Origin of the sequence: uncultured Streptococcus sp., from assembly GCF_938036805.1 — a bacterium.
Taxonomy (GTDB): domain Bacteria; phylum Bacillota; class Bacilli; order Lactobacillales; family Streptococcaceae; genus Streptococcus.
Map to the genome: position 1 here is coordinate 22534 of NZ_CALHWC010000204.1, position 19212 is coordinate 41745.

The 19212-nt window shown below is 41.6% G+C and carries 19 protein-coding genes, 1 pseudogene and 1 other annotated feature; of the genes and pseudogenes, 2 read left to right on the forward strand and 18 right to left on the reverse strand.

Annotated elements, in window-relative coordinates:
* Positions 1-52 precede the first annotated feature (52 nt).
* From ileS to typA, 13 genes are all read right to left on the reverse strand, one after another.
* Positions 53-2845 (reverse strand): isoleucine--tRNA ligase, encoded by a 2793-nt coding sequence (ileS, locus tag Q0191_RS08910; RefSeq protein ID WP_297665753.1) that lies wholly within the window; start codon positions 2843-2845, stop codon positions 53-55.
* Positions 2846-2896: 51 nt separating this feature from the next.
* Positions 2897-3100: a binding site (T-box leader), on the reverse strand.
* Positions 3100-3885 carry a DivIVA domain-containing protein gene (locus Q0191_RS08915; protein WP_297665755.1) on the reverse strand — a complete coding sequence of 262 codons (786 nt, stop codon included), beginning with the start codon at positions 3883-3885 and terminating at the stop codon, positions 3100-3102. Its footprint overlaps the feature before it by 1 nt.
* A 9-nt stretch (positions 3886-3894) precedes the next feature.
* Positions 3895-4680 (reverse strand): RNA-binding protein, encoded by a 786-nt coding sequence (locus tag Q0191_RS08920; protein WP_297665757.1) that lies wholly within the window; start codon positions 4678-4680, stop codon positions 3895-3897.
* On the reverse strand, positions 4674-4949 hold the full coding sequence (locus Q0191_RS08925) for a YggT family protein (protein ID WP_125373609.1): 276 nt from the start codon (positions 4947-4949) through the stop codon (positions 4674-4676). The genes Q0191_RS08920 and Q0191_RS08925 overlap by 7 nt, the downstream gene beginning before the upstream one ends.
* Before the next feature lie 3 nt (positions 4950-4952).
* Entirely contained in the window at positions 4953-5519 is a 567-nt protein-coding gene (locus Q0191_RS08930; protein ID WP_297665761.1) for a cell division protein SepF, read from the reverse strand.
* A gap of 9 nt (positions 5520-5528) precedes the next feature.
* The gene (locus tag Q0191_RS08935; RefSeq protein ID WP_005590802.1) at positions 5529-6200 is read right to left on the reverse strand and encodes a YggS family pyridoxal phosphate-dependent enzyme; all 672 of its coding nucleotides are present in this window, start codon (positions 6198-6200) and stop codon (positions 5529-5531) included.
* Between the two features lie 4 nt (positions 6201-6204).
* Positions 6205-7470: a cell division protein FtsZ gene (ftsZ, locus tag Q0191_RS08940; protein ID WP_297665763.1), complete on the reverse strand. Its 1266-nt coding sequence runs from the start codon at positions 7468-7470 to the stop codon at positions 6205-6207.
* A gap of 16 nt (positions 7471-7486) precedes the next feature.
* Positions 7487-8851: a cell division protein FtsA gene (gene ftsA / locus Q0191_RS08945; RefSeq protein ID WP_297665765.1), complete on the reverse strand. Its 1365-nt coding sequence runs from the start codon at positions 8849-8851 to the stop codon at positions 7487-7489.
* 123 nt (positions 8852-8974) lie between these two features.
* Complete coding sequence (locus Q0191_RS08950) at positions 8975-10162, reverse strand: cell division protein FtsQ/DivIB (RefSeq protein ID WP_297665767.1); 1188 nt, start codon at positions 10160-10162, stop codon at positions 8975-8977.
* Positions 10159-11229: a UDP-N-acetylglucosamine--N-acetylmuramyl-(pentapeptide) pyrophosphoryl-undecaprenol N-acetylglucosamine transferase gene (locus Q0191_RS08955; RefSeq protein ID WP_297665769.1), complete on the reverse strand. Its 1071-nt coding sequence runs from the start codon at positions 11227-11229 to the stop codon at positions 10159-10161. The genes Q0191_RS08950 and Q0191_RS08955 overlap by 4 nt, the downstream gene beginning before the upstream one ends.
* Before the next feature lies 1 nt (position 11230).
* Entirely contained in the window at positions 11231-12583 is a 1353-nt protein-coding gene (gene murD / locus Q0191_RS08960) for a UDP-N-acetylmuramoyl-L-alanine--D-glutamate ligase (RefSeq protein ID WP_297665785.1), read from the reverse strand.
* 396 nt (positions 12584-12979) lie between these two features.
* Complete coding sequence (locus Q0191_RS08965; RefSeq protein WP_005590808.1) at positions 12980-13237, reverse strand: DUF3165 family protein; 258 nt, start codon at positions 13235-13237, stop codon at positions 12980-12982.
* A gap of 34 nt (positions 13238-13271) precedes the next feature.
* Positions 13272-15119, reverse strand: a complete 1848-nt coding sequence (gene typA, locus Q0191_RS08970) for a translational GTPase TypA (RefSeq protein WP_297665771.1) — start codon at positions 15117-15119, stop codon at positions 13272-13274.
* A gap of 193 nt (positions 15120-15312) precedes the next feature.
* Here typA and Q0191_RS08975 point away from each other — a divergent pair, with 193 nt between their 5' ends.
* Positions 15313-16038, forward strand: a complete 726-nt coding sequence (locus Q0191_RS08975; protein ID WP_297665773.1) for a 16S rRNA pseudouridine(516) synthase — start codon at positions 15313-15315, stop codon at positions 16036-16038.
* Positions 16039-16070: 32 nt separating this feature from the next.
* Here Q0191_RS08975 and Q0191_RS08980 read toward each other — a convergent pair.
* From Q0191_RS08980 to Q0191_RS08995, 4 genes and pseudogenes are all read right to left on the reverse strand, one after another.
* Positions 16071-16235, reverse strand: a pseudogene (locus Q0191_RS08980) (DUF4190 domain-containing protein); the annotation flags it as partial.
* A 35-nt stretch (positions 16236-16270) separates the two neighbouring features.
* Positions 16271-16651: a rhodanese-like domain-containing protein gene (locus Q0191_RS08985; protein WP_297665776.1), complete on the reverse strand. Its 381-nt coding sequence runs from the start codon at positions 16649-16651 to the stop codon at positions 16271-16273.
* Between the two features lies 1 nt (position 16652).
* On the reverse strand, positions 16653-16871 hold the full coding sequence (locus Q0191_RS08990) for a YqgQ family protein (protein ID WP_005590812.1): 219 nt from the start codon (positions 16869-16871) through the stop codon (positions 16653-16655).
* A 384-nt stretch (positions 16872-17255) separates the two neighbouring features.
* Positions 17256-17771: a DNA starvation/stationary phase protection protein gene (locus tag Q0191_RS08995; protein WP_015605512.1), complete on the reverse strand. Its 516-nt coding sequence runs from the start codon at positions 17769-17771 to the stop codon at positions 17256-17258.
* Between the two features lie 166 nt (positions 17772-17937).
* Here Q0191_RS08995 and Q0191_RS09000 point away from each other — a divergent pair, with 166 nt between their 5' ends.
* Positions 17938-18600 carry an A24 family peptidase gene (locus Q0191_RS09000; protein ID WP_297665781.1) on the forward strand — a complete coding sequence of 221 codons (663 nt, stop codon included), beginning with the start codon at positions 17938-17940 and terminating at the stop codon, positions 18598-18600.
* Here the strand turns inward: Q0191_RS09000 and trpA are convergent.
* On the reverse strand, positions 18569-19212 hold a 644-nt coding region (gene trpA / locus Q0191_RS09005), incomplete at its 5' end, for a tryptophan synthase subunit alpha (protein ID WP_297665783.1). The two genes, Q0191_RS09000 and trpA, sit on opposite strands and share 32 nt — an antisense overlap.

Here is a 19212-nt window from a genome sequence, read left to right on the forward strand (position 1 = left end):
TGAGACGGGACTTCTTCTAGCTATCAGTCAAACCTAGTCATATTAGACTGGATTATTTTTCTTCAAATCCTTGAGCTACTGCGTCCGCAAAGTTTTCTTCTACGATGCTTGCACAGTGGTCACAGATAACTGCATGATAGCTACGGTCTGCAGTAGTTGGATCGATACGACGGCAACGGTCACAAACTTCACCTGCAGCGCGTTCAACTGTAAAGGCAACATCCTCAAAGCTAACTGCGCCTTCTGGAGCTACTCCCTCTGCGATGGTCAATTCTGACACGATCAAAAGTTGAGCTACATTGCTGTCCACTGCTCCAAGAAGAGTTTTCACCACTTCATTTGGATAAACTGTTAGATGTGCTTCGAGTGATTTACCAATAACTTTTGCATTACGAGCTTCTTCCAAGGCTTTTTGAGCTTGTCCACGGAAGTCCATGAAGGCTGACCAGGTATCCAAGATTTCTTCTTGGTTGGCAAAAGTTTCCGCTTCTGGTAATTCTGACAATTGAACAAAGTCTTCTGCTTCAAACTCTAAATATGACCAGATTTCTTCCGCAGTGTGAGGAAGGATAGGTGTCAAGAGTTTCGTGATTTTCACAAGAATGTCATAAAAGACAGTCTGCATTTGACGACGTTCCAGTGATTTTGCACCTTCGATGTAGACAACATCCTTGGCGAAGTCAAGGTAAAAGGCTGATAAGTCAACGTTGATAAAGTTCACCAAGGCCTTGTAGATTGTCAAGAATTCAAAATCAGCATAGGCATCACGAATGGTCTTAACAAGCTGGTTAAAGCGAATGGTCATGTACTTATCAACAGAACGAAGCTCATCGTAAGCTACTACGTCCTGCGATGGGTTAAAGTCTGATGTATTAGCAATCAAGAAACGAAGAGTGTTACGAATCTTACGGTAAGTTTCAGAGACTTGGCTCAAGATATCCATAGAGATACGAACGTCGTTGCTTGAATCTACACTTGTTACCCAGAGACGCAAGATTTCCGCACCAAATTGTTTTTCAACATCGCTTGGAGCAATGGTATTTCCAAGAGATTTAGACATCTTCTCACCCTTACCGTCAAGGGCAAATCCTTGTGACAAGATTTGTTTGTATGGTGCTACGCCATGGTTGGCAACTGATGTGATGAGTGAAGAGTTAAACCAACCACGGTACTGGTCAGAACCTTCTAGGTAAAGATCTGCTGGGTAAGTCAACTCAGGACGGTTCACTACAACTCCGTTCCATGAGGAACCTGAATCAAACCAAACGTCCATGATGTCTGTTTCTTTCTTGAACTCACCATTTGGTGAACCTGGGTGGCTAAATCCTTCCGGCAAGAGCTCTTTAGCATCACGTTCCCACCAGATGATAGAACCATGGTCTTCAAAGAGTTGAGCCACATGTTCAATGGTTTCAGCTGTCATGATTGGTGTTCCGTCTTCTGCGTAGAAGATAGGAAGAGGAACTCCCCAAGCACGTTGACGAGAGATGACCCAATCGCCACGGTCACGAATCATGTTGTAAAGTCGTACTTTACCCCATTCTGAGTGAAATTTGACTTTTTCAATTTCATCCAAGATTTCTTGGCGGAATTTTGATACAGAGGCAAACCACTGCGGAACTGCACGCCAGATGATTGGTTTCTTGGTCCGCCAGTCAAATGGGTATGAGTGAGAAATTTCTTCTTGAGCAAGGAGAAGATTACCAAGTTTTTCGATAACGGTTGGTACAACCTTGTCGTAGAATTGACCTTCGAACTCAGCACCTGCATTGGCCATCATAATTCCGCGTTCATTAACCGTTACTGCAACTTCAAGACCGTTAGCAACACCGACATTGTAGTCGTCCTCACCGAAACCAGGCGCAGTATGGACAATACCAGTACCTGAGTCAGTCGTAACGTGGTCACCAAGGATTACCAACTCATCTACAGCTGTATCCCACGGGTGCTTTGTCACAATGTGGTTCAATTCTTCTCCACGGTAAGTCGCCAAAACTTGAACATCAGCCCAGCCAAATTTCTCAGACAGGCTGTTCAACAATTCTGCAGCAACCACAAACTTACGAGCTTCACCAGCAGGTTGAACCACAAGGTAGTCAATATCTGCTCCAACTGTCAAACCACGAGAAGCCGTGATGGTGAATGGAGTTGTTGTCCAAACAACGATGTAGGTATCTGTATCTAGGACACCTTTACCATCTTTGACACGGTTAGCATAGTAAAGGGAAGTTGAAACCAAGTCATGGTATTCAATCTCCGCTTCAGCAAGGGCTGATTCAGAAGACCAAGACCAGTAAACAGGCTTAGCACCGCGGTAGATGTAGCCTTTCTTAGCCATTTCACCAAAGACGCGGATTTGAGCTGCCTCATAGTCTGGAGTTAAGGTCACATAAGGATTTTCCCAGTCACCAGAAACCCCCAAACGCTTGAAGTCTTCCCGTTGTTTATCAACTTGAGAAAGAGCATAGTCACGGCAAAGTTTCAAGTATTCAACCAAGTCCATTTCTTTACGTTTGACACCTTGTTTCGCCAAAACTTGCTCGATTGGCAGACCATGGGTATCCCAACCCGGAATATAAGGTGCATAGTAGCCAGCCATCGATTTCGAACGAACAATGATATCTTTAGAAATCTTGTTCATAGCGTGTCCTACGTGGATATTTCCGTTGGCATATGGAGGGCCATCATGCAAGACAAAATGGGGTTTGCCTTCATTTAATTCTTGACGGCGTTGATAAAGCTTAGCTTCATCCCATTCTTTTTGCCAGATTGGCTCTTTATTTGGCAAGCCAGCACGCATTGGAAATGCAGTTTTCCCGAGGTTCAGGGTTTCTTTGAGTCTCATTTGGTCTCCTTATGACATATATTTTTCAAAATAAAAAACCGCAGACTTCTCCTAAAGGACGAAAAATCGCGGTACCACCTTTGTTTAGACAGGAAAAATCCTATCCCTCTTAGCCCGTAACGTAGGCAGACGTCGTTTCTTACTCAATTCAGAAACGATGAAGCAGAATGATAAATCAAACAAAAGGGATTACAGGTCTCTCACCACCACCTGCTCGCTGAAAATATTCTGTCTGATTTGTGTTTCTGCACTTATTATAAAAGATCTACTGGAACTTTAGAATCTTTATCCGATTCTGAATGTTTTACTGATTCTAAAATTTCTTTCTGTTGTGCTTGGATCAACTCTTCATCTATAGTCTGAAGGGTCTGAGTTTCTGCCAATTCTCGATTTGCTTGCTCAATTCGCTCTTGCAATTCAGCTATTTCCTCAGGTGAGAATTGGCGCGTAACATCCACTTCTTCCTCTAGCTCGACTTTTTCTCCAAGCGCCTCTTCAACCACTTCTTTAAAGGCTTCATCACTGGTTTGGAGATAGGCAGCAGTTGGGCGAAGGATATCTTCCCAATCTGGAGAGTCAACAATACTTAATTGACTTTCAATTGTCGATTTGAGGCGCTGATGGAAGACTCGTGTTTTATTTTTTAATTCTTCTGTCTCAACAGCTACTCTCTTGGCATTATCTGTAGCCTGACGAAGAATATCATTTGCCTTATACTTAGCTCTATCTAATAAACGTTGCGCATCTTGCTCTGCTTGCTGCACAATATTTCCTGAACGTTCTTGTGCTGCCTGTTTGACCCGCTCTGCTGTATCTTGTGCAATCAAAACAGATTGGCTGAGCGAGTCTTTCATTTCATCAAAATAAATTAGACGTTCTTCAAGATTACGGATTTTTGCTTCTTTCTCACGATTCTCACGGATTAATTCCTCATAATCATTGACAATGATATCAAGAAATTCTTCAACTTCATCAATATCGTACCCTCTAAATCTGGTTGAAAAACCTTTATCTCTAATATCTAATGATGTTAGTGCCATGTTTCCTCCTTATTTGCTAGGTAATAATTCAACTGTTAGTTTATGCTTCCCGTTTTTGGAAAAACCATTTTCTGTTAAAATCTTAAATCTTCCATATTTCCTAACGCTAATCAAATCCCCCAGAGAGAGCTGGTGACTAGGGTTATCAATGGTTCTGTAGTTCTGCTTTACCTGCTTCCCCATGATTAGTTCCACAGCTTGACTACGTGATAATTTAAAGACTGTGGCTACCAGCTTATCCAATCTGAGACTAGAGACCAAAACATCTGTTGTTTTAGTCACCGGTGCATCTTGTAACTGATCTTTGAAATCAACCCTTCTTAGCCGAACTGGAACTTTAGCTATTTTAGAAACATTCGTAATGAAATATTCTTCTAATCTTCTATCCACGAATACTTGTGCACGGTCATCCACGACGATAATATCGCCAAACGTCCGCCTCTCAATCCCTAGCTGATGCAAAAGGGTTCCCATAATTTGTGAATGAGTCACCTTATAGAACTTACTTGCATAGGTAATCTCTAGCAAGACCACATCGAAATCTTCGAGTTCTAATTGATAATAGCTAGGTGCAATCAACACTTTAGCAAACTCACTTGGAAAATAATCTGAACTAGAAAACACTTGCACATCATATTGCTTACTCAAATTTTTGAGAATATTGACCTGATGAGGATTCAAAAAAGCAGTTGTCTCATAGCTATATTGATTTTCTACTCTTTGAAGCAATTCCATGCTTTTATCCAGAAAATCTTGATCATCCTGAGAAAAATGCTGATAGATATTGTTTACCATAGCAATAACAAGGAAGCAAGAATGTGTAGAAATAAGGTATCAAGCACTCTTAAGGCAAAAAGTGCCACCAGAACAGTAAAGTCTAATCTACCAAACTGCAAGGGTAACCTGCGAAACAAACGCAAAAATGGTTCAACCAGAGAACCGACAAGCCTTCCTAGGGCTGTTTGGTAAGCTCCAGGGAACCAAGACAAGAGTGCATAGATGAAGACAAGAAGGGAGTAAAGATCAATTAGATTAGAAACTAATTTTAAAATAAAGTAAATCATTAATTATCTGCTGCGTTTCATATCAAAATCGTATTCACTCAGATCCACATCGTTTGGAAGGCGAATATCTTCTACATTGACGACAACATTGATTGGAGTGAGCAAGTACATGGTACTAGCAACTTTTCTCAAGTTCCCAGCCAAAACATAGCGCGCCCCATCAAGATAATCTAAACAACGTCTTGCTTGTACCTCTGTCATATATTGAAAATCAATTAAGATACTCTCATTCGCCACAAGTAAATCAACAACCTCTGTTGCTTCCTCATATTTTTTCGGATAGCGAACATCAATCGTAACCTTCTCACTAGATTTCACTCGATGTTGAGCCAGTTCTTGTTGGCGAGCATGCAATCTAGTAATATTTTCCGTTGCAGGCTTTTGTTGGACTTGTGAAGAAGCTGAACGAGTACGTGCGTTTTCCTTTGCTGATGCAACTGGAACCGGCTCGACCTCTGCCTGCTTCAAAACAGAATCAGATTCATCTAAAGGCTGTACTGGTAAGTCAGACTTTTCTCCATCTTCTGTAAAGTATTCTATAAATTTATCAAATTTATCTTTTAATGACATAGTTCTTTCCTATTTAAAAAATGCTGTTCCGATTCTGACATAGGTTGAGCCGTTGGCAATCGCTTCTGGATAATCACGGCTCATTCCCATACTCAAATCAGAAAAGGGCATGTTTTTTAACTGTTTGCTTTGTAAGTTTAATTGAAGCTGATGTGCCTCTGAAAAAATCTGATTCAGCTCTTGATGATCAGCTTCGAGTGGAGCCATGGTCATCAGGCCAACAATGCAAATGTTTTCTAAGGCTGCAAGCTCTGGTAAAACACTATCTAGTTCTTCAACTAAAAAACCGTGCTTGCTTTCTTCTTTTGAAATATTCACTTGCAAGAAACAATTAATCACATGATCTGCTCGCTTGTTGATTTCTTGAGCCAATTTGACAGAGTCTAAAGCATGGAAATAATCAACATAGTTGATCACATCTTTAACTTTCCTTCTCTGCAAACTACCAATCAAATGCCAAGTAAGGTTTTCTTCCTTTAAAGCATGATATTTTTCAAGAAACTTATCTACTCGATTTTCTCCAATATGTTTAATCCCTGTATCCACGAGCTTTTTAGCTGTTTCACAGTCAACATACTTGGTAACCGCAATAATGTTTACGGAGTCCTTCAATCGATTTTCTTTTTCAACTATTTGAGCAACATTTTGAAAAATTAAATCTTTATTTACTTGAAAATCCATTTAATTAGCGATTTCTAAAGAATGGCGGTGTTTCAAGTTCGTCATCCTCTTCCTTGATATCGGTAAAGCGCTCTACACGACTAGAAGGCACAGGTTCTGCTTGACGAACAATTGATTCACGGCGTAAATCCCAGTCTCCAAAGGCTGAAGCTCTAGAAGTTTCTACAGTTGAGCGATGAGAAGGAGCTGGCATTTCTCTTGTTTCTGCCATATCGAAGTTTCGATCATAATGAGCAGATGCTTGTGCTGAGCGTACTTGCTCAGCTCGGCTCGCAGGTTTAACGCCTTGCAATCCACTTACCTTATCAACCTTATCCTCTTTAACACCTGTTGCAACAACAGTTACACGGATTTCATCCTTCATAGACTCATCAATAGAAGTACCGAGCCAGATGTTAACACCATGACCAGCTGCCTGATTAACGATTTCAGAAGCTTCTTCTGCTTCAATCAAGGTCATATCTAAGCCACCAGTAACGTTGACGATCACGTCTTCTGCACCATCAATAGTTGTCTCAAGAAGTGGAGAGTAGATAGCTTTGCGAGCTGCTTCAATAACACGTTCTTCACCGCTTCCGATACCGATACCCATCAAAGCATTACCTTTGTTTTCCATAACAGTCTTCACGTCTGCAAAGTCAAGGTTGATCAAGCCAGGGCTAGTAATCAAGTCAGTAATACCCTGAACCCCTTGGCGCAATACGTTATCAGCTTCACTCAAGGCTTCCAGAAGCGGAGTTTTCTTGTCAACAATTTCCAAAAGGTTGTTGTTTGAAATGATCAAAAGAGTATCTACATGTTCACGCAGTTCATTGATTCCTTCAACGGCAAAATTACCACGTTTATTTCCTTCAAAGCCAAATGGACGTGTTACAACTGCTACAGTTAGGGCGCCTATTGATTTAGCAATGCGAGCAATAACTGGTGCAGCACCTGTACCAGAGCCACCACCCATACCAGCAGTGATAAAGACCATGTCTGCTCCTTGAAGGGCTTCTGTCAAAACTTCTTCGCTTTCTTCTGCTGCTTTTCGACCAACCTCAGGTTGACCTCCGGCACCCAGACCACGAGTCAACTTAGGACCAAGCTGGATAACTGTTTCTGCTTTTGCACTGCTCAGTGCTTGCACATCTGTATTTGCTGCGATAAATTCTACGCCAGCAAGACCTTCATCGATCATTCGGTTAATAGCGTTTCCGCCGCCGCCGCCGACACCAATTACTTTAATGACTGCGCCTTGTGCAGCAGCCGCATCAAATGAAAATGTCATAATCTATTTATTCTCCTTACTCAAACATATTACCAATTAAATTGCGCATCTTATCTGTAAGACTAGCTTTTGGTTCCTCTTGTGGTACTTCATTTCTAAGCGGTGCAACTTCTGGTTCCACCTCTTGAACTGGTTGAACCGGTTCAACCGGCTGATGATCAAAGCGAGGTACTCTATGACTTGGTCGTTCAAAGCTAGTTGCTTGATGACGCAACTGCTCGTCTCCACGAACAGCAGCTTGTGCAATTCGATCCACTTCGGTCAGATTGCCAGCATACTCTGAAAGACTAATCACGTGGGCAAAAGCTGGATTACGGATACCGATTTGATTTGGTACATATAATTTAGTGTGAACGCCAAATACTTCCTGAGCTAATTCTACAACGCCAGGCAAGATCGCTCCACCACCAACGATGACGATACCACCAGGAAGATCTAACACGTGTCTTCTATCTAAATCTTGCTTGATTTGTTCAAAAACATGTTTGATACGAGCAGAGATGATTTCAGCTAGATAGGTTTCTGTTATTTCAACTGGATGAACTTCCCCGATGACTTCAACTGGGAAAGATTCTGTGCCTGCAAATGGTACATAAGCTACACCATAGTTAAATTTCAAGCTTTCTGCCAATTTCTGAGAAGTTTTCAACACTTTTGAAATGTCTTTTGTGACATAGTCGCCGCCTTCTTGATAGATATTGGTAAATTGTAATTCTTGATTTTTTACAGAAGCAACTGTAGTTTGTCCGCCACCCATATCAATGACTGTCGCACCAAACTCTCGTTCTCCTTCGTTCAAGATGGATTTTGTCATCGCTAAAGGAGAAATGATAATATTCTCCAATTTCACTCCTGCACGCTCCACTGTTTTACGGAGATTATGCAGGATTGTACGAGGACCAGTGTAAAGTAGGCCGCGCATTTCTAGGCGAATCCCCATCATACCACGAGGATCACGGATCCCTTGGAAGCCATCAACAACAAACTCTTCTGGAATGAAGGTAATTACTTCACGGTCAGGAGTCATGCTCTTGGTCAAGGCAGATCTTACAACGCTCTCGACATCTTCATCGGTAATTTCTTTGGAGTCACTAGTCACAGGAATCATTCCTTGAGTTGGCTCAATTTGCAGTAGATTTGCAGGCAAGCCAACATTCACTAGTCCAATTGAAATCCCCGCTTTTTCTTCTGCTTGAGAAATTGCTGACTTAATAGCCGCTGCTGCTGCTTCAATATCGACAATAATCCCATCTTTAACGCCAGCACTCTTTGCATTGCTGACTCCAATAACATTCATTTCACCGTTGATGTGCTCTGCCACCAACACTTTAATTGTGCTACTTCCTATATCTAATCCAGTAAAAAAGCCATCTCTAGCCATTACATCAGTCCTCTCTGTCTTCCACGTTTCCATTCTAATACAAATAACTCTAGAAAATAGGGTTATCCAAACTTTATTATATCATAAAAATACGAAATTGGCGCAGTTTTTTATCTATAATAATTAGTTATTTTCAGAAATCTCTGGCTTTTCTGCCTGAGATTGGGCAGAATGCTCGGTAGATTGCTCTGCATGTTGAGCCGAAGATTCTGTATCTTGCGCATCGTTACTAGCTTCATGGATAACTTCATTTTCTGTGCCTTGCGCATAGCTAAAAATACCAGCCTCCATATCGACCACGCTTGGCACTTCCAACTGAGGATGAATTCCTTCATAGTAGGGAAGTTTCTTAGCAATATGAGAAATAGGAACTAAAATTTGGTGTTCATCAGACATGGTAATAGTCACTAAATCCTCTGTCACCTTGCTAGGAGTTAAATCAACTTTTCTGATGCTCTTTTTGACTGAATCGGGAACATTCTTCAGTTGTTGAACAAACTCCTTGATCAAGCCTGCATCCGAAAAGATCACATCCATCCGCTCTTCAGGCAAGGCATCAGCCGCAACCTCATTTTTTACGTATTCTCCACTCGTTAAAATAGGATAATACTTAGAATCTTTCTGCAAATAACCTAAAATGCCATATTCCTGAACATCGATTTTGAAAGTCAGTGGGAATTGATAGGTCATTTCTACATTTTCAATCCAGGGGCTAGAAGCTTTCAGATTTTGCTCATAATGATGGCGATTTTTGTAAACAGTAACAGTATAATCGCGTTGATCAATTTTGCTACTGCTTTTTAGTTCCTCCTGACTCACAACCTTGTTCCCAGTAAATTCAATGGTCTTCATAGTTGCAAGTGGCGTGAGGAAATAAAGGGACGATAAAAAGATTAGGGAACTTGTCACTAAAACTGGCAAAGCCCGATACCAATGGATTCTCTCAATTGGAACCTTCGGAGGCTCAAGCTGATCTACTTCTTCTTCCTCTTGCTCTTCTTGTTCTTGGGCTTCCTCTTGCTCCTCACCTTCAGTTTCAGAATCTTGCACTTCAGTTTCTTCTTCACTTGTAGGAGAGTCTGTGTCAGTTTCTTCGGAGACTGTATGCTCTTCGTTAGAAGGCTCTTGATTTTCAAGCTTTGCCTTCATTTCTTCTTTTTTCTTCTCTAGCTCAGCTTGTTTCTGCTCTAACTCTGCTTGCTTCTTGGCCTTTTCTTGAGCTTTTTTCTCAAGATACTCTTTATTTCTGACTTGCCATTCAGAGAGAGAAAGTTGAGCATCTTTTTGCTTATCTTCCTTGCTTTTTTTCATATTTTCCCTTTGTTAATATTTTGCTTTAAAATTTCATAAAATTCATCTACTGATGTTAGTTCAGGCGCTTCTTCCATTCGTTGATAGTAGGCAGCCTTTTCCCTCAGTAACTCATCCACTGCTACTTGAAGATTGACCCGATTCAAGTTTTCTTCATTGATTTTAAGCGCATAGCCTTTTTCCAAGAAGTAGTTGGCATTTTCAATCTGATCCCCTCGACTTGCCCCCAGCCCTAAAGGTACAATCACTTGCAACTTCTTCATAGCCAGTAATTCAAAGATAGTATTGGAACCACCTCGTGTCACGACAACATCTGCCATAGCCATTAGTGGCTGATACAGATCTGTCACATAGGACACCCGGTAAATACGGTGAGAAAGCTCATCCAAACTAGCATCGCCTGTCAGATTGATAATATTATATTTTTCAATCAAGCGATCCTTATTTTTTGTAATAAAATCATTGAAAACTTTCGCGCCTCCTGAGCCACCGACAAAGAGCAGGGTAGGTTTTCCTTCTGTGAAATGAGCCTTGATTTTCTCAATCTCAGTTGGTTCTGTTTGAGGGAGAGTAGCAATCTTGGTCACCGCTCCAACATGTTCAGCCTTGCTCAGTCCTTTAGCTTGCTCAAAAGTCGTGAACATCTTTGTTGCGCATTTATAACCGATTTTATTAGCCAAACCAAGCGACAAATCAGACTCATGAATGAAAACTGGAACGCCGGTCACCTTCGCCGCAATCACTGGCGGAACAGACACAAAGCCTCCTTTTGAAAATAGGGCTTTGGGACGGACTTTTAACATGATACCCAGCGACTGGAGAATGCCGCCTGCCACTTTAAAAACATCCCAAAGATTCTGCCAAGAAAAATAGCGACGGAGCTTGCCAGTTGCAATCGAATGGAAAACAATAGGTAGTCCTGATTTTTGAATTTCCTTGTACTCAATCCCATGGCGGTCACCGATATAATGGACTTCCCAGCCCTCTTCGATAAATTTAGGCATCAGCAAAAGATTGAGGGTCACATGGCCAACTGTCCCTCCGCCTGTAAATACTATTTTTTTCATTTTATCCCTTTAATTCTTTAAACACGGCAAGGAATTCATCGCCCCGCACTTCAAAATTTTTATACATATCCCAGCTAGCATTGGCTGGACTGAGAAGGACAACATCCCCAGGCTCCGCCACAGAAAAGGCTTTGCGAGTAGCATCTCTGACATCTGAAGCATCCAGATAGCCCACTTCTGCCTGATCCGCAGCCCGCTTAACACGCGCAGCCGATTCTCCCAGAATCACCATCTTTTTCAATCCCTTGATATCTGGCACCAATTCATCAAATTCATTGCCACGATCCAGACCACCAGCAATCAGAATAACCTTGCTATTGTCAAAGCCCGACAAAGCTTTTTGTGTCGCTAAAATATTAGTTGATTTACTGTCATTGTAAAATTTGACTTGATTGATTTCACCCACATACTGGAGCCGATGCTTGACACCACCAAAATGAGCCAGAGTTTCTTTAATAACTTGATTGTCAACCCCGCGCAGTTTAGCGACAGCAATGGTTGCTAGAGCATTTTCTACATTGTGGCTACCGAGCACGCCAAGTTCAGAGGCTTTCACAATGGCTTCCCCACGGAAAGTCAGCACATCGCCGTCCAGATAAGCTCCATCGACCTTTTCTTGGGTTGAAAAAGGAATCACCTGGGCTGCTGTTTTCTTAGCCAATTCTTTCGCCAAGTCTTGATTGAAATTCAAAACGACATAATCAGAAGCTGTCATATTTTTTTGGATATTCCACTTGGCTGCCACATATTCCTCAAAAGAGCCGTGATAGTCCAGATGCGTCGGCATCAGATTTGTAATGACCGCTATTTCTGGATGGAAGGCTTCGATTCCCATTAGTTGGAAGGAAGAAAGTTCCATGACCAAAGTGTCTGTTTTACCCGCATCTTGAGCGACTTGACTAGCTGGAAATCCGATATTCCCAGACAAAAGACCATTTTGACCACCTGCTGTTAGCACTTCCGCAATCATGGTTGTCGTAGTCGTTTTTCCATTGGAACCAGTAATCCCAATAATCGGTGCATCCGAAATCAGATAAGCCAGCTCCACTTCGGTAATGACAGGAATCTGCTTTTCCAAAGCCCTCATGACCATAGGATTGTTATAAGGAATGCCTGGATTTTTCACCATCCATTCAAAATCTTCATCCAACAGTTCCAGAGGATGGCCACCTGTCACGACTTTAATTCCTTCTTCTAGCAAAGATTGGGCAGCTGGATTTTCCTCGAAAGGTTTCCCATCATTGACCGTCACAATCGCTCCAAGCTTATCCAAAAGGCGGGCAGCTGACTCCCCAGATTTAGCTAAACCCAACACCAAAACTTTCTTATTGGCAAATTTTGAAATAGTCTTCATCATGTACCTCTTCATTCATACTACCTTCTATTTTACCTTTTTTTGCGAAAATAAAAAAGTCATATCAGGCTTTTATTTTAACTGTTATTAGCTTTTAATAAATAAGAAGAAATGTTATTCTCTTTGAAATCTTCGAAAAAACTATTTATATAAGTAAAAACTATCCAAAACATTTAATTACCAGTATCTGATCAAACCTGACCTACTCACTGATGGTCAACAGCATTCAAAAAAATTAGGCTCTCGCTAAACGAAAAAACATCGGTAACTGTATTATATTTCTACTCAGCTAAAACCAGCATTGAAGAATCTCGCTTTAGATAAACAAAAGGAACTAGGCCACCAAAAGTCTACACGACCTTTGGAATCCTAATTCCTTCCTTATAGTTTATGAGTTTAAAGTTCTTTTGATTTCTGAGATGGTACTAGACGCTCAATGTCCATCAAGGCCCACACTGTAATAATAATCAAAAAGATACTCACAAATAATTCTCCAGGCAATTTAAAAATTTGAAAAATTGCCAAAGCAAGCAAAATGATCAAGGCAACCAGCAAGAGTACAAATGTCAAGACATTCAACGTCCCCTTAATACTAGTTGGAATGGCAAATACATAGAAAAGCAGGATTAATATTCCAATAATCAGGTAAATCATACTGCTCCTTTCTACCACCAGTCAACTCAATGATTTATTCTGCTGCTTGTTTTTTCTTATTTTTATTAGCTTTTTCGCGTTCTTGCTTGTTCAAGATTTGTTTACGCAAACGGATAGACTCAGGCGTTACTTCCATGTACTCATCGTCGTTCAAGAACTCGAGTGACTCTTCAAGGGTCAAGATACGAGGTGTCTTGATAACCGCTGTTTGGTCCTTGGTAGCTGAACGAACGTTGGTCATTTGTTTAGCCTTGGTGATGTTAACCGTCAAGTCATTTTCACGAGAGTTTTCACCGATGATCATTCCTTCGTAAACCTCAGTACCTGGGTTGACAAAGATTGTACCACGCTCTTCAATAGACATGATTGAGTAAGTTGTAGCCTTACCAGCATCGATGGAAACAAGGGCACCACGGTGACGGCCTCCGATTTCACCAGGGATAACTGGCAGATATTGGTCAAAGGTATGGTTCATGATACCGTAACCACGAGTCATTGACAAGAACTCAGTTGAGTATCCGATCAGACCACGCGCTGGAACGAGGAAGACTAAACGAGTTTGACCGTTACCAGTTGAAATCATATCCAACATTTCACCCTTGCGTTCAGAAAGGCTTTGGATTACAGAACCTTGGTATTCTTCTGGAGTATCGATTTGAACACGTTCAAATGGCTCACATTTAACACCATCAATCTCTTTTACGATAACTTCTGGACGAGATACTTGAAGTTCATAGCCCTCACGACGCATGGTTTCGATCAGGATTGACAAGTGCAATTCTCCACGACCTGAAACTGTCCACTTATCTGGTGAATCTGTTGGATCAACACGAAGGGAAACGTCTGTTTGTAGCTCAGCCTGCAAACGTTCTTCCACTTTACGAGACGTTACCCATTTCCCTTCACGACCTGCAAATGGTGAGTTGTTTACCAAGAAAGTCATTTGAAGGGTTGGTTCATCGATGTGAAGGATTGGAAGTGGTTCAATAGCATCCGTTGGCGTAATAGTTTCACCAACAAAGATATCTTCCATACCAGATACGGCAATCAAGTCACCTGCTTTGGCTTCTTGGATCTCACGACGTTCCAAACCAAAGAAACCGAAGAGTTTTGTAACACGGAAGTTTTTAGTTGTGCCGTCTAGTTTAGAAAGAGTAACTTGGTCCCCAACTTTCACACTACCACGGAAGACACGTCCGATACCGATACGACCTACGAAGTCATTGTAGTCCAAGAGTGATACCTGGAACTGCAAAGGCTCATCTGAGTTGTCTACTGGAGCTGGGATATGGTCGATGATGGTATCGAAGATTGGTGCCATTGTTTTTTCTTGATCAGCAGGATCATCTGACAATGAAGAAGTTCCGTTAATCGCTGAAGCATAAACAACTGGGAAATCAAGCTGGTCATCATCTGCACCAAGCTCGATGAAGAGTTCCAAGACTTCGTCCACTACTTCTGCTGGACGAGCTGATGGTTTGTCGATTTTGTTGACAACCACAATTGGGACAAGGTCTTGTTCCAAGGCTTTTTTCAATACGAAACGAGTTTGTGGCATGGTTCCTTCGTAGGCATCCACAACCAAAACAACACCGTCAACCATTTTCATGATACGTTCAACTTCCCCACCGAAGTCCGCGTGTCCTGGTGTGTCCATAATATTGATACGAGTTCCGTTGTAGGCAACAGCTGTATTTTTAGCAAGGATGGTAATTCCACGCTCTTTTTCGATATCGTTTGAGTCCATCGCACGCTCTGCCAACTCAGTACGAGCATCAAGAGTTTCAGATTGTTTCAATAATTCGTCAACGAGGGTTGTTTTCCCGTGGTCAACGTGGGCGATAATCGCAATGTTACGGATATCTTCTCTTAATTTTGTCATGATTTCCTCTAAATCTTATTATTTATTTCCAACTAAAAATTATAACACAGTTTTTTCCAAAAAACACGGGCTAACCAAGTGTAAATGTTTTCATAGGTAAATCGTAAACTGTAGCTATTTTTGCAATTTTACTTCCGAAAGTGTATGATAAAAAGAAAAAAAGAATCGATCCAAACCTTTGAAAGGAAAACTCATGCGCCTTGATAAATTCTTAGCCCTAGCTAAGATTAGCCGGAAAGAGATGAAACAAAAACTGCGACTAAAGCAGATTGTAATTGACGGTCAAGCAGCTCGCTCCCTCAGTCAAAATGTCGATAGTGGCCTCCAGTCCATTAGCCTAGCTGGTAAAGCTTTAAACCACCTAGCCCACCATTATTTTCTGATGAACAAGCCCGCTGGTGCTGTCACTGCCAGTTCTGACGCAGACAAGATGACTGTCCTAGATCTAATTGCCCCAGAAGATTTTAACGACCAGCTTTACGCCATCGGCCGTTTGGATCGTGATACACGGGGTCTGCTTCTGATTACAGATAATGGGCCACTGGGATTTCAGCTCCTCCATCCACAATACCATATCGCAAAGACCTACTATGTCGAAGTCAACGGTCCTCTTGACCAAGAAGCCATAGTTGCTTTTCAGCAAGGAATTGTTTTTCTGGATGGCACTCGTTGCAAGCCCGCTCAACTTCAGATTCACACGACCAGCCCCGAGCACTCCACCGCCTCAGTTACCATTTCTGAAGGGAAATTTCATCAGGTAAAGAAAATGTTTCTAACAGTTGGTGTCAAGGTCACCTATCTCAAACGCACCCATTTCGGTGATTTTCAACTGGATCCCAATCTGACAGAGGGCAGCTATCGACCGCTGAATCCTTCCGAACTCGAGATTATCAGAGGTTATTTGGAACAAACCTGGTAAAATAAAAAGGCTTATTCAAGCCTTTTTATTATTTACTGCATAAATCCATTCAATCTCAGAATAATACCTGCATTCCAGTTGATGACAGAAATGACAATACCGACGACATTAAGAATTCTTCCTGTTTTATAATCTAATTGAGTTTCTTTTTGATGAGAATTGCTCAAAACCAGACCGATAATCCCTAAAATAAGACCAAATATTGATTTTGTATATATATTTCTACAAAGAATCAGCTTGTCTTAACCTTGCCGCTCCAAGAATCAAGACCGTAAGACAGGATATAAATATCATTAAAACCTTGCTTCTTCAAGTAAATTGCCGCATTGGTCACACGTTGCCCACGACTATTTTCATAGAGAAGAACTGGTTTGTCTTTGCGAAGTGCATTGATACTAGACTTGAGCTGTTGAGACGGAATATTACGCGCGCCCAAGATATGCTTGCGATGGAAATCGGATGGATCACGCAGGTCAATCAATTGTCCCTGACGAATCAAAGCTTCAAACTCACTGTTATCTACTATCTTAGCTGCACGTCGAATACGGAAATAATTGAAGCCCATCCAAGCCAACATTCCCAGCAAAATTGCCCATAAAATCCAAGTTCCCATTCTAGTTTCTCCCTTTATCCTCTAAATACTTCAACTCTACTTGATGCTCTCTGCGAAGAACAGCCTCAGCCTCTAGATAATCAAGCTTATCCATCAGGCCGGCATCGTAAATCCGTTCCAACTCAATTTTCATCATCTCAATATCATAAAGACGCTTGCCCATATAGATAATGATTCCGAAATTTTTAAGAAATTGCTGCACATCATAGAGTGTTTTCATGAGCTATATTTTATCAGATTTTAGCAGAGTTTTCAAGATAGCAAAACAGAAAAGACAGCCATGGAGACTGCCTTTTCAGGAGATTATTATGAAAAAGAAAAGTTTAGGAGTTCTATCAAACAAAGTTAGGAGGTCTTCATTTGATAATCTTAGTATAGAGGAAGAAGCTTAAACAATCCTTAAGAAAAAACAAAGAGAGTGGGGCAGAAATCGGTAATTCGTTAGAATTCGATTTCGTCGTCCCACCTCCGCACAGTTGAGTAGAACTGTAAAAGCTGATGAAATCAGCCTAGTAGAACCCACTCAACCACTGCGTCTTGCTCGACAATCCAAAGACAATATAGAGGCTAGGACTTTTGTCCCAGCCTCTCTTTAAACATCATTTTACAAACCTGGTGCTTGGCCAAGCTCAGCTGTCAACATCCAGATCGTCTTTTCAAGGTCTGCCTTAGCACCAACGAAGATGTCATTGGTTACATCGTCGCCTTCTTCATCCGTTACATCCATAGCTTCTTGGTAAAGATCTGTCAGATAACGGAAGATTTCAATCACGCGCTCCAAGCTTTCTTCAACATTCTTGCTGAATTCGCCAGCCTTTTCCTCAATTTTGCTGTGTTGGATAAACTCTGTCAGAGTTGAATAAGGCTTACCACCTAGAGTAATCAAGCGTTCGCTGACTTCATCCAATGTTTCATCAATTGTATCCATGTATTCGTCCATTTTTGGATGCCATACCATGAAGCCTGCACCACGCATATACCAGTGAACTTGGTGAAGAGCGATACGAGCTGTATAAAGATCTGAAACCACTTGGTTAAGAACAGCTTTTGTTTTTGGTAAAGAATTTTGGTTAGTGAAAGTTGCTACATCTGCTGCAGCGCCATGTTTTACTTGAGTCATAATGATACCTCTCTTTTTATTTGTAATCATTCTAATCTTTATTGATTATGTTTTAATTATAATGCTTCTAATTAAGAAAGTCAAGCCTTAAAACTCAAAATTTTACTTTATTAGAAAAGTTGTAAAATTTCAAAATTTTTCTGCTCAAAATTACGAATAAATAAGTATGATTCATCTATACTTTTTTCTAGTCGGAACGGTTCTAGCCTCCTTTCTAGGCTTAGTTATTGACCGCTTCCCTGATCAGTCCATCATCTCACCAAGCAGCCACTGTGACAACTGCAAGCAGATACTCAGAGCACGGGATTTGATCCCTATCCTTTCTCAGTTGCTTAATGGCTTCCGTTGCCGTTTCTGCAAGATCCAGCTTCCTGTCTGGTATGCTGCTTTTGAGTTAGTGCTGGGTTTACTTTTTCTAAGCTGGAGCTTAGGCTATCTTTCGCTAGCACAGCTCTTACTGCTAACTATGGGCCTGACCTTAGCCATCTACGATCAGCGCGAGCAAGAATACCCTCTCCTAATCTGGCTGATTTTTCATCTCTTGTTGATAGTGACAGCAGGCGTTAATCTTCTCATGCTCTTCTTTTTAGCCTTAGGACTTCTAGCCTTCTTTTTTAATCTTCGCATCGGAGCTGGCGACTTTCTATTTCTGGCGTCCTGCTCAGCTATTTTCAACCTAACAGAAATTCTCCTTCTTATCCAAATCGCTAGCTTCTCTGGCCTCGCCTGTTTCTGCTTTAAAAAGAAAAAAGACAGGCTAGCATTTGTACCCTGTCTTTTGTTTGGTGTTGTGGTTCTTATTTCTTATAAGCTGCTGCTTCTTGGATAAAGGCTGCTATGCTGGCGTCCTTTTCATGAAGAGCTTTGACAATCTTAGATCCGACAATGACTCCATCTGAGACTTGATTGAAGCGGTCAACATCCTCTAAAGTCGAAACGCCAAAGCCTGTCAGTACTGGAATCTCTGCAATATCACGGAGTTTGCTCAAATGCTGGTCCAAATCATTGCGGTAGCTTCCGCTCTTACCCGTCACACCGTTGATGGCTACAGCGTAAATAAACCCTTCAGCTTCCTTGATCAGCTCCTGCTGACGTTCTAGGCCAGTTGTCAGGCTCACTAAAGGAACAAGAGCGATATCTGAATCTTCCAGCAGAGGCAGGATAAAGTCCCTATGCTCGTAGGGCAGATCCGGAATAATCAATCCCTTAACCGGCGTCGTAGCCAGGTCCTTGACGAAATCTTTGAGGCCATACTGAAAAATGGGATTGAAGTAGGTCATGATGATGAGAGGCAGCTGAGTGTCCAAATTCTGCAAGCTTGCGACTAAAGACTTGGCCGAAGTATGGTGGCCCAGACTTCTCAGACCGGCTTCTTCAATAACCGGCCCATCTGCAACAGGGTCTGAAAATGGCAGACCGATTTCAATGGCTGACACACCCA

What these genes read in the sequence shown, in the direction of transcription:
- Q0191_RS09000 (WP_297665781.1), top strand. Translation starts at nt 17,938, where the DNA reads ATGATTCATCTATACTTTTTTCTAGTCGGAACGGTTCTAGCCTCCTTT.
- typA (WP_297665771.1), bottom strand. Translation starts at nt 15,119, where the DNA reads ATGACAAAATTAAGAGAAGATATCCGTAACATTGCGATTATCGCCCAC.
- Q0191_RS08955 (WP_297665769.1), bottom strand. Translation starts at nt 11,229, where the DNA reads ATGAAAAAAATAGTATTTACAGGCGGAGGGACAGTTGGCCATGTGACC.
- Q0191_RS08990 (WP_005590812.1), bottom strand. Translation starts at nt 16,871, where the DNA reads ATGAAAACACTCTATGATGTGCAGCAATTTCTTAAAAATTTCGGAATC.
- murD (WP_297665785.1), bottom strand. Translation starts at nt 12,583, where the DNA reads ATGAAGACTATTTCAAAATTTGCCAATAAGAAAGTTTTGGTGTTGGGT.
- Q0191_RS08925 (WP_125373609.1), bottom strand. Translation starts at nt 4,949, where the DNA reads ATGATTTACTTTATTTTAAAATTAGTTTCTAATCTAATTGATCTTTAC.
- ftsZ (WP_297665763.1), bottom strand. Translation starts at nt 7,470, where the DNA reads ATGACATTTTCATTTGATGCGGCTGCTGCACAAGGCGCAGTCATTAAA.
- Q0191_RS08915 (WP_297665755.1), bottom strand. Translation starts at nt 3,885, where the DNA reads ATGGCACTAACATCATTAGATATTAGAGATAAAGGTTTTTCAACCAGA.
- Q0191_RS08930 (WP_297665761.1), bottom strand. Translation starts at nt 5,519, where the DNA reads ATGTCATTAAAAGATAAATTTGATAAATTTATAGAATACTTTACAGAA.
- Q0191_RS08965 (WP_005590808.1), bottom strand. Translation starts at nt 13,237, where the DNA reads ATGATTTACCTGATTATTGGAATATTAATCCTGCTTTTCTATGTATTT.
- Q0191_RS08975 (WP_297665773.1), top strand. Translation starts at nt 15,313, where the DNA reads ATGCGCCTTGATAAATTCTTAGCCCTAGCTAAGATTAGCCGGAAAGAG.
- Q0191_RS08935 (WP_005590802.1), bottom strand. Translation starts at nt 6,200, where the DNA reads ATGGATTTTCAAGTAAATAAAGATTTAATTTTTCAAAATGTTGCTCAA.
- ftsA (WP_297665765.1), bottom strand. Translation starts at nt 8,851, where the DNA reads ATGGCTAGAGATGGCTTTTTTACTGGATTAGATATAGGAAGTAGCACA.
- Q0191_RS08920 (WP_297665757.1), bottom strand. Translation starts at nt 4,680, where the DNA reads ATGGTAAACAATATCTATCAGCATTTTTCTCAGGATGATCAAGATTTT.
- ileS (WP_297665753.1), bottom strand. Translation starts at nt 2,845, where the DNA reads ATGAGACTCAAAGAAACCCTGAACCTCGGGAAAACTGCATTTCCAATG.
- Q0191_RS08950 (WP_297665767.1), bottom strand. Translation starts at nt 10,162, where the DNA reads ATGAAAAAAAGCAAGGAAGATAAGCAAAAAGATGCTCAACTTTCTCTC.
- Q0191_RS08995 (WP_015605512.1), bottom strand. Translation starts at nt 17,771, where the DNA reads ATGACTCAAGTAAAACATGGCGCTGCAGCAGATGTAGCAACTTTCACT.
- Q0191_RS08985 (WP_297665776.1), bottom strand. Translation starts at nt 16,651, where the DNA reads ATGGGAACTTGGATTTTATGGGCAATTTTGCTGGGAATGTTGGCTTGG.